Raw genomic sequence first — 9,561 nt, 5'->3', positions numbered from 1 at the left:
GCGCGATGCAGGGTGGGAAGAGCCAGCCGTGCACAGCGACGATGCCCTGCCGATCAATGGCATCGGCTGATCCGTCCGCCCCCAACCTGGGCGGTGCGGCAAAGAAAAGGCCCCCATCCGGGGGCCTTGGGCATTACCGGCCGGCGCGCATGGCACCGGCCGAGATCGCCTGATTACATCTTGTCCTTCAGCACGCTCAGCAGGCGCTGGGCGGTAGCGCTGCTGTCGCGCGCACCGTTGGCGTCCAGCACCGTCACCGTGGTCTGGTCACCCGTGGCGGCCAGGTGGATGCGGAACTGCGGCGCTCCGGCCTTCTTGTCGCCCGAGAACATGCGGCTGAAGAAGCCCGGCTGCTCGTTCTTTTCGCCGGTGTCGGTATCGACGTAGCGCACGAAGTAGTCGCCCGTGGAGCGGTCGCGGTCGTCGACGGCAAAGCCGCCGCCGTCCAGGGCCACGCCGACACGGCGCCAAGCGCGGTCGAACGATTCAGCCACCAGCAACGAGGCGCCTTGGGAACGGACGTCTTCCTGCACGGCCGGCTTTTGCGGCGAGGCTTCGGCCTGCTGCACCAGCTTGCGGGCGTTGTCCACGTCGGAACCCAGGTAGACCATCATGCGCGCCAGCATGGCGGCGTTCAGGCCCGGATCTTCCTTGCCGTTCTGCCACTGCACCTGGCCGCCGTCGGAACCGACGCGCTTTTCAAGCATCTGGCGATGGCTGACGTAGACCTCGGTGTGGCCGTTCACGCGTTCGACGCGGGTACGGAATTTTTCACGTTCGCCGCTATCCCAGGCCGATTCCAGCACGGCGCCCAATGCCTGGCGCAACCAGCTTTCCGGAATCTTGGCGCGGTTTTCCGCCCAGTCGGTTTCGATCAGGCCGGCCGACGGGTTGTTGCTGGCCACGGTGAAGCCGTTTTCGGTCCAGAAGTCGACCAGACGCGGAAAGACGTCTTCCGGCGCGCGATCAACGACGAGCCAGCGCAGGTCGCCGTCGCGTTCGACACGCATGTCCTGGCGGCCGGGCAGCACGTTGCTGGTCTTGGGCGCGGTGGCTTGCGCCTGGCCCTGCTGCTGAAACTGCGAGTACGTCGTCGAGCCCGAAGCGGGCGCGCGATAACGCGGGTCGCTGTTGGCCTGAGTCAGATCCGGCGGGATGCTCAGAGGCTCTCCACGCTGGGTGACGGCGCTCTTGTAGTTGACGGATTCTTCATTGCCCAGGAATTGATTGACCTCGCTGCAGCCGGCCAATAACACCAGAGACATCAATGCCGACAAACCGGCATGACGTTTGTTCATACGTATCCTCACGATATTTAGAGCAGACCCGTTTCCTGGAGCGCGCGACGCACGACTTCGTGGTTCTGCGTACCCAGTTCAACCAGCGGAAGCCGGTAGCCCAGTGCGCTGCGGCCCATTTCGGCCAGCGCCCACTTGACGGGGATGGGATTGGCTTCAACAAACAAAGCCTTGTTCAGACGCGCCAGATAGGCATTAAGTTCACGCACCTTGGGCACGTCGCCCGCCAATGCGGCGGCACAGAGGTCGCGCATGAGCTTGGGCGCCACGTTGGCGGTCACGGAGATATTGCCGCGCGCGCCCAGCAGGATCAGGGCGGCGGCAGTGGGGTCGTCGCCGCTGAAAACCTGGAACGTGTCCGGCGCTTCACGCAGCAGCAGGCCGCCGCGCGCGATGTCGCCGGTGGCGTCCTTGATGCCGATGATGCCGGGCACCTGCGCCAGGCGCAGGACCGTTTCATTGGTCATGTCGGCCACGGTGCGGCCGGGCACGTTGTACAGGATGGTCGGCAGGTCGACGGCTTCCGCGATCGCGCGGAAGTGACGGTACAAGCCCTCTTGCGAGGGCTTGTTGTAGTAAGGAACGACCGACAGGCCGGCCTGCGCGCCCACGGCCTTGGCGTGGTTGGTCAGGTGGATGGCTTCGTCGGTGGAGTTGGCGCCCACGCCGGCGATGACCGGGATGCGGCCCGCGGCATGTTCCACCGCTACGCGAATCAGCTCCGCGTGTTCTTCCATGGAAACCGTGGGCGACTCCCCGGTGGTGCCCACCACCACGAGTGCGTCGGTTCCTTCCTGGACGTGCCAGTCGATCAATGACCGGTAGGCAGCGTAGTCCAGGCTGCCGTCGGGCTGCATGGGAGTGACCAGGGCCACCAAGCTGCCCTGGAAATTAACGCCTGCGGCGGATGCAGGGGATGCCATAAATGTAGGGCTCCAACGCCCCGCGGCAGGATGCCCCAGGGCCAGAATCAAAGAAACCGCTGAGTTTAACGGATATTGGATGAAATCCTACAGAAACCACTGGACGATAGTCGTTCCAAGTTCATACACCGGGCGCATCAAAAGCCATAGCACATCCGTGACCAGCAGGACGATCACGATGACCAGCCCATACGGCTCTATTTTTGAGTATTGCCAGGCCAGACGGTTCGGCAGCAGGCTGAACAGGATACGTCCCCCATCCAGCGGCAGGATGGGCAGCAGGTTCAGCGCCATCAGCACCAGGTTGATGTTCACGCCCGCCACGCCCATCTGGAACCAGAACGATTCCTGCATGCCGGATTCCAGCATCAGCCGCAGCGAAAAGGCCCACAAAATCGCCATGAAAAGGTTGGCGGCGGGACCGGCCAGCGCCACCCAGAGCATGTCGCGCTTGGGGCGGCGCAGGCGCCCGAAATCCACCGGCACGGGCTTGGCCCAGCCGAACAACATGCCGGGGCTGCCCAGCAGTTTGGACGCCAGAAGAATTGCCATCGGCACCAGCAGCGTGCCGATCGGATCGATGTGCCGGGCGGGATTCAGGCTGACACGGCCGGCTTCATAGGCCGTGGGGTCGCCGAACATGCGAGCCACGTAACCGTGCGCGGCCTCGTGCAGCGTGATGGCGAAAATGACCGGTATCGCGTAGACCGCAATGGTTTGGATGATGTCGTTCATGGCGAACCGGATTGTAGATGAGCCGCGTGCCGGCGGGGGCCGGCACGCAAGGGCAAAACAGTAAAAGGGGAATCAGGCAAGGCCAAGCGTGGCCGGGTCGCCGCGGCCCACGCGCACCACGACGGGATCGTCGCTGGTGAGGTCAATGACGGTGGTGGGGGACTGCGCGCACGCGCCGGCGTCGATGATGGCGGCCAGCTGATGGTCGTAGCGTTCGCGGATGGCCTCGGCGTCGTTCAGGGCCTCGGTTTCGTCCTTGGGGATCAACGTGGTGGACAACAGCGGCGCGCCGACTTGCTCGAGCAGGCCGAGCATCACGGCGTGATCGGGCACGCGTATGCCGATCGTCTTGCGCGACGGATGCGAGACGCGTCGCGGCACTTCCTTGGTGGCTTCCAGAATGAAGGTCCACGGACCCGGCGTGGCGGCCTTCAGCAAGCGATATTGCTTGTTGTCGACGCGCGCGAAATGGCCGATTTCAGCCAGGTCGCGGCACAGCAAAGTCAGGTGATGTCTTTCGTCCAGACCGCGTAGCCGGCGCAAGCCGTCCGCGGCGTCCTTGTCGTCCAGCCGTGCGACAACGGCGTAGCTGGAATCGGTGGGTACGGCCACAAGGCCCCCATCGTTCAGCCATTGGGCTGCCTGCTTGAGCAGGCGAGGTTGAGGATTCGCAGGATGAATAGATAAATACAGAGCCATGGGTTTATCCTAACACTCTTGAATGCCGCCCAGTAAAGCGCGGCGATGCAAAATGGCGGGAACGCCGACCCGCCCGGAGAAACAGTATGCGCCTCGATGACTCGCGCGAAAGCGACAATGTGGAAGACCGACGTGCCAGCGGTCCCCGTATCGGCGGTCGTGGAACCATCGGCATCGGTACGATAGTACTTGCCTTGGTGGCCATGTATTTTGGCGTCGACCCCAGCGTCGTCCTGCAAATGGCCGAAGGCCCGACCACCACGCAAGAAGCCCCCGCGACCAAGCCTCCCGTCAACGACCCGCAAGCGCGCTTCGTGGCCAAGGTGCTTGGCGAAACCGAAGACACCTGGGCCGCCGTCTTTCAAAAGGATTTGAACCGCCAATACGTCGCGCCCAAGCTGGTGCTGTTTCGCGGCGCAACGCCCACGGCGTGCGGCACGGGCCAATCGGCGATGGGCCCCTTCTACTGCCCCGGCGACAGCAAGGTGTATATCGACCTGGCGTTCTTCGATGAACTGCAAAACCGCTTCAAGGCCCCAGGCGATTTCGCGCAAGCCTATGTGATCGCGCACGAAGTCGGCCACCACGTGCAGCACCTGCTGGGCATTTCGGATCAGGTCGACCAGCTGCGCCGCCGCAACCCCTCGCAGGCCAACGCCCTGTCGGTACGCATGGAGTTGCAAGCCGACTGCTTTGCCGGCTTGTGGGCGCAGCGGGCCAACGCGGCGCGCAACATCCTGGAAGGCGGCGACGTCGAAGAGGCGCTGGGCGCGGCCACCGCCATCGGCGACGACCGCTTGCAAAAGCAGGCGCAGGGCTATGCCGTGCCCGACTCCTTCACCCATGGCTCGTCGGCCCAGCGCGTGCGCTGGTTCAAGCGCGGCCTGGAAAGCGGCAGCATCAAGCAGTGCGACACCTTCGGGGCCAGCGCGCTGTAGCCAGGCGCTGAAACCGGGCATCGCGCCCGGCACGCAAGCTGTATATCCATACAGCTTGCGGGTTTGCACTGACTCCATCTTGTAAGATTACGCCCCCTCGCCCTGTTTGCACGCACGCATTGCCTGCGCCGCGACGCAAGCGGCAGAGCGCATTGGTAGCGCAATTCAAAGACCCTAGATTCGTTTTATGGCCAACAAGTTCGAACCGTTAATTACCGTTGATGAGGTGCAAGAGATTCTTGCCGAACCCAAGGAAACCGTAAAACCGATCTCCTGGATCCCCAAGCCCGCGGCCAACAACATCCAGTGGATGGAGTTCGCAAGCCCATGCAAGGTCAAGGGCGACGCGCGCGATGACGTGATCTTTCGCGTGACCTATCGCGGCGCGCGTACCGTCGTGCACGGCCAAGCCACGATCTTCCTTACTGAAGCGTTTTGCGCCAGCCTGTTCGTCGGCCCGCATCGCGTGTTCGGCGTCGATACCGATGACTCGTTCCATACCAGCCTGGTCGGCGAAGGCCGCCCGCATTTTCGCAAGCCGCTTGCGGACCGCAGCCACGAACATATCTGGGTGGACGAAGGCGAAGGCTATGCCGAGCCCATCGTGCCTGCCCTGCACACCATCGGCGCGCTGATGCAGTATTTCCTGCCGCGCGCGAACCTCACGCTAGTTGGCGGTTTTGCGCATCCCCTTAAAGGCCGCCAAATCGAACTGATCCTATGAGCAATTTTCTGGAAGCCTCCGGCTGGACCGTCCTGCCGGCCGGTGAACACGCCATACGCGCCGTCGCCCCGATGACGTTGGGGCTGGATGGCCAGCACGCTGCCTTCTTCATCGCGCACCCGGACGACGCCACGTTCTACCTGACCGACGCCTGTGAGACCTCGATGCACGCGTCCAGCTACGGCATCGAAATCGGCCCCAAGCGCATCGACATGCTGAATGAAACGCCCGGCGTCAGCCTGGCGCATTTCGACCGCGACGGCGCCATTGTGGCGACCGGCCCGAACGAGCAATTGCAGGAAGCGTTGTGGGATGCGGTGAAGCTGGCGATGGCGCTGTCGTTCCAATGCGCCAAGTGGATGCCCCGCTTCAGCCAGTTGCGCTTTCGTGCTCAGGTCGGCCGCGCGCTGGCCGAGGGCGTGGGCGTGAATCGCATGGTCAAGGGCGCACGCGCCAAGGGCAGCAGCGGCCACACCGCCGACTTCGCTTTCGCCGTGCGCGCCGCTGGCAGCACGGCGCTGACCTATATCGAGCCGATTGCACTGAAGGCCGGCAAGAAAATGGACTGGACGCAGGTCTATCAAACCCACGGCAAGATGTCGGACGTAAAGATGGCTGACGCGCGCAATTCGCGCATGGTCATCCTGGAAGACGGCGCCACGGCCGAAGAGTTCAAGAAGGCCGTGACCATCCTGGAGCAGTCCGCAACGGTGCAGACGCTGGCCAAGACGCGCGATTGGCGGGAAGTCTTTTCCGGCTAGGACGGCATGTTCGTCAGGCCGTCGACGATTTCGCGGCCATGCGTAATGGCCGCGTGCACGGCTTCGCGGGGGCTATAGACGAATCCGCCGTCCGCAAAGCGCGGAACCGGGTATTCGTCGCCACCTTCAAGCACGGCGCCGGCCTGAACCACCATGACCGATGCAATGAATACGGGGCCGCTTTGCAACGCTGAAATGTCAGCGTCCTCGCCCCGGGACACCTTGGCCGTGAGCCGGTATCCCTTGTAGATCAAATTGTTCTGATGCACTTTCGGATGCCCTCGTTCTGCGAATCAGCATACCCCGGCATTGATGACAGTCCGGATATGTTTTGTAACCTCGGCAGCCAATAGAAACATTGTTGCAGAGCAATAATTGCGTCCCCGTTTCTGCGGCAGCGGTCGAAGAATTGACGGGATCGGCGCAACGGCAAGCGGGGCGCGGGTTTTGAAAGGGCGGCGCTTTTGCGTGCCGCCCCCCGGCAAAGCCATTACGGGGATTACCCTAGGTCGTGTTGCGAAATCGCCTCTTTGGCCGAAATCATGCCCGTCAGCCGCATGTATTCCGGCAGCGCCCAGCCGCGTCCCAGCAGGATCATGCGGGTGTGCAAGTCTTCCTGCACGCGCTGCGAAACGGCCTTGCCCAGGTAGCTAAGCTGCTTTTTGCGCAGGTCTACAAACCCCAGCTCGTAGTCCCGCGCCAGCCCCATCCACAGGCGATGCGCCCCCACCGACTGGCGGGCGCCGCTGATGATGCACAGGCCCGCATCCAGCGCCCAGCGGTACACGGCGGTGGCCAGACCCATTCCCTGGTACGCCGGCGCGTACTTTGAATGCGGCGCGCGCACGTAGGGGTCGGCCCGCTTGCCCACTTCGATCAGCCGGTTGAAGACGGTATAGCCGGCCACGCGGTCGCGCCGCGTATCCACCACGTACACGTAGTACTCGCCGTCCGCTTCGCGATAACGCAGCATCAGGCCGGGAATGTCGGTATGCACCTCCGGCAACGCATACAGGCGGTCCGACGGCCGCTGCATCCGTTGATGAATGGCGTCCAGTTCGTTCTGGACTTCCTGGGGAGCGTGATTGACGTCGATGCGTAGCTCCGAGATCAAGCGGGCGGGAAAGCAGATTGCGCGCAGCGCCAGGGTAGGCAAGGCCACCTCCTGAAAAACGTTGATAAGACTAATGGGAAAAAAAGGTCGGGGGAATAATGTTCAACACGGCTTGAAGACGGGGCGCTTCACACGCCAGGCCCCGTCCTCGGCCGACGAAAAAAAAGCCGCATTCGCGGCGGGAATGGCTGTGTTCAAAGCACCGCCTTCGAGCGGTGCGAATCGAGCGGGACGTGCGCGATGCAAGCGATGGATGGCGCGGAAATGAAGATGTCAAAGACATCGCCGCTGACCGCGCCATTACCTTCCGATCAAGCCGCCGCATGCGCGTTCCCCTGCATCAGGCCGTCGTCCGCATCCGCGTCGGGCATGCCGAAGAACGCCGGAAATTGCCGTGCGCCCTTGCGCGTGACGGACAGCGCGCGCGAGTCCAGGTCCTTGGTGATCCAGCCGCGCTGCATCAGGGCGTCCAGCAGCGCCGCGCCCAGCGCGCCGCCCAGGTGGGATCGACGCTCGCTCCAGTCCAGGCAAGCGCAGGCGAAACGCCGGCGGCGCTGGCGTGCCTGGGCAACGTCAACGCCAATCTGCGCCATCGACGCTTCGCCCAGCGGCGTCAGCACGTAATCGCGGCCGTCCTGGGCCAGCCATTGGCGGGCCACCATGGCGTCATGGACGCGCACGGCCAGCGTGCCCGCCATGTGGTCGTAGCAGGTGCGCGCGTCACGCAGCGCGGTCGGCGTGTTGGGCTTGAACGGCACGCGGTCGGCGCCGGCCACCACCAGCAGGGCCTCAAGCGCGTGCCCCACTTCCCCATTGGCCAGCCGATAGTAGCGATGCTTGCCCTGCACGGCCATGTCGACCAGGCCCTGTTCACGCAGGCGCTGGAAATGGCTGCTGGCGGTGGATGCGCCGATATCCGCGGCGGCGGCCAGTTCGGTGGCGGTACGCGCGCGCCCATCCAGCAACAGGCACAGCATGCGGGCGCGGGCGGGGTCGGCAATGGCGCCGGCCACCGCGGAAAGATTGATGTCGGCGAACTTGGATTCCATGATTCGCTGTGGACCAAAGTGTTGTGTGCAAGGCGTAAGCATACTGCGCCCTATCGCAACATGACATCCTGACAAATCAGAAAAGCCATGCCCAAGTCTTCTTCGTTCTTCGGTTGGAAAGTGCTTGCCGCCACCTTTGTGCTGGCCGTCTTCGGGTGGGGCGTTGGCTTTTACGGGCCGCCCGTGTTCCTGCACGCCGTGGTGCAACGCACCGGCTGGAGCGTGGCGCTGGTGTCCGGCGCGGTCACGCTGCACTTTCTTAGCGGCACGATCGTGGTTGCCAACCTGCCGCGCCTGTACCGCCGCGTCGGCGTGGCGCGGGCCACGTTCGGCGGCGCGGTGCTGCTGGCCTTGGGGGTGACCGGGTGGTCGCTGGCCGCATCGCCATGGCAGTTATATGGGGCGGCGGTGCTTAGCGGCATGGGCTGGGTGGCGCTGGGCGCGGCCGCGGTCAATGCGCTGATCGCGCCGTGGTTCGTGCGGCGCCGCCCGTCCGCGCTTGGCATGGCCTATAACGGCGCCAGCGTGGGCGGCATTGTGTTTTCACCACTGTGGGTGTTTTTGATCGCGCAAGCCGGTTTTGCGCAAGCCGCGTTGTGGGTGGGCGTGGCCATGGTCGCGGTCATCGGGGGCTTGTCGCACAAGGTGTTCGCGGTAACCCCACAGCAGCTGGGCCAACTGCCGGACGGCGATAGCGCGGATGCACCCGCGCCGGCGGCGCCCACCGCGTTACCGCGCGTATCGCGCCTGTGGCACGACCGCGCTTTTCTGACGCTTGCCGGGGGTATGGCGTTGGGCCTGTTCGCCCAGATAGGGCTGATCACGCACCTGCTGTCGTTGCTGGCGCCCTTGCTGGGCGCGCAGACGGCCGGTGCGGCGATGGGGCTGGCCACGGTGGCCGCCATCGCCGGGCGCATGCTGGTTGGCGCGCTGATGCCGGCCGGCACCGACCGACGCAAGGTGGCCTGCGCGGCCTATGCCGTGCAAATCTGCGGATCGCTGACGCTGATGCTGGCGGCCGACCATATGTGGGCGGTGTGGCTGGGCGTCATTCTGTTCGGGTCGGGCATCGGCAATGCCACGTCGTTACCGCCGCTGATCGCGCAAACGGAATTCGCCCGCGAAGACAGCCAGCGCGTGGTGCCGCTGATCGTCGCGCTGTCGCAAGGCGCCTATGCCTTCGCGCCCGCGCTGTTCGGCTTGCTGCGCGCCGTGCTCGACGCAAGCGGACACGCCATGGTCGGCTTCCTGGCGGCGGCGGCCCTGTTGCAGGCGGCGGCCATCGCGTGCTTTGCGGCCGGAAGCGGCCATGCGGCGGCG

General features: G+C 64.4%; 11 protein-coding genes. 4 read left to right on the top strand and 7 right to left on the bottom strand.

Annotated features, from left to right (window positions below; translation table 11 throughout):
* Positions 1–173 precede the first annotated feature (173 nt).
* The 4 genes from bamC to AC6LJY_RS27675 form a co-directional block, all read right to left on the bottom strand.
* Positions 174–1,298 (bottom strand): NlpB/DapX family lipoprotein, encoded by a 1,125-nt coding sequence (gene bamC / locus AC6LJY_RS27690; protein WP_046805955.1) that lies wholly within the window; start codon positions 1,296–1,298, stop codon positions 174–176.
* A gap of 17 nt (positions 1,299–1,315) precedes the next feature.
* Positions 1,316–2,221: a 4-hydroxy-tetrahydrodipicolinate synthase gene (gene dapA, locus AC6LJY_RS27685; protein WP_046805956.1), complete on the bottom strand. Its 906-nt coding sequence runs from the start codon at positions 2,219–2,221 to the stop codon at positions 1,316–1,318.
* 87 nt (positions 2,222–2,308) lie between these two features.
* Positions 2,309–2,956 (bottom strand): site-2 protease family protein, encoded by a 648-nt coding sequence (locus AC6LJY_RS27680; RefSeq protein ID WP_046805957.1) that lies wholly within the window; start codon positions 2,954–2,956, stop codon positions 2,309–2,311.
* A 72-nt stretch (positions 2,957–3,028) separates the two neighbouring features.
* Complete coding sequence (locus AC6LJY_RS27675; RefSeq protein ID WP_046805958.1) at positions 3,029–3,655, bottom strand: L-threonylcarbamoyladenylate synthase; 627 nt, start codon at positions 3,653–3,655, stop codon at positions 3,029–3,031.
* A gap of 86 nt (positions 3,656–3,741) precedes the next feature.
* Between AC6LJY_RS27675 and ypfJ the strand changes: the two genes are divergently transcribed.
* The 3 genes from ypfJ (at position 3,742) to AC6LJY_RS27660 (ending at position 6,078) form a co-directional block, all read left to right on the top strand.
* Positions 3,742–4,593, top strand: coding sequence for a KPN_02809 family neutral zinc metallopeptidase (ypfJ, locus tag AC6LJY_RS27670; RefSeq protein ID WP_314363470.1), 852 nt, complete (start codon positions 3,742–3,744; stop codon positions 4,591–4,593).
* A gap of 187 nt (positions 4,594–4,780) precedes the next feature.
* Positions 4,781–5,317 carry a hypothetical protein gene (locus AC6LJY_RS27665; protein WP_046805960.1) on the top strand — a complete coding sequence of 179 codons (537 nt, stop codon included), beginning with the start codon at positions 4,781–4,783 and terminating at the stop codon, positions 5,315–5,317.
* Positions 5,314–6,078: a hypothetical protein gene (locus AC6LJY_RS27660; protein ID WP_046805961.1), complete on the top strand. Its 765-nt coding sequence runs from the start codon at positions 5,314–5,316 to the stop codon at positions 6,076–6,078. The genes AC6LJY_RS27665 and AC6LJY_RS27660 overlap by 4 nt, the downstream gene beginning before the upstream one ends.
* Here the strand turns inward: AC6LJY_RS27660 and AC6LJY_RS27655 are convergent.
* The 3 genes from AC6LJY_RS27655 to AC6LJY_RS27645 all read right to left on the bottom strand — a co-directional run bounded on the left by AC6LJY_RS27655 (position 6,075) and on the right by AC6LJY_RS27645 (position 8,241).
* Complete coding sequence (locus AC6LJY_RS27655; protein WP_046805962.1) at positions 6,075–6,347, bottom strand: hypothetical protein; 273 nt, start codon at positions 6,345–6,347, stop codon at positions 6,075–6,077. The two genes, AC6LJY_RS27660 and AC6LJY_RS27655, sit on opposite strands and share 4 nt — an antisense overlap.
* Positions 6,348–6,577: 230 nt before the next feature.
* Complete coding sequence (locus AC6LJY_RS27650) at positions 6,578–7,234, bottom strand: N-acetyltransferase (RefSeq protein ID WP_498137215.1); 657 nt, start codon at positions 7,232–7,234, stop codon at positions 6,578–6,580.
* Between the two features lie 269 nt (positions 7,235–7,503).
* Entirely contained in the window at positions 7,504–8,241 is a 738-nt protein-coding gene (locus AC6LJY_RS27645; protein ID WP_498137214.1) for an ArsR/SmtB family transcription factor, read from the bottom strand.
* Between the two features lie 87 nt (positions 8,242–8,328).
* Here AC6LJY_RS27645 and AC6LJY_RS27640 point away from each other — a divergent pair.
* Positions 8,329–9,561 (top strand): MFS transporter (locus AC6LJY_RS27640; protein ID WP_498137213.1); only part of this gene is annotated, 1,233 nt, incomplete at its 3' end.

Source organism: Achromobacter sp. RT286_PF (assembly GCF_059760425.1).
This window is presented reverse-complemented; position numbering and strand designations above follow the sequence as displayed.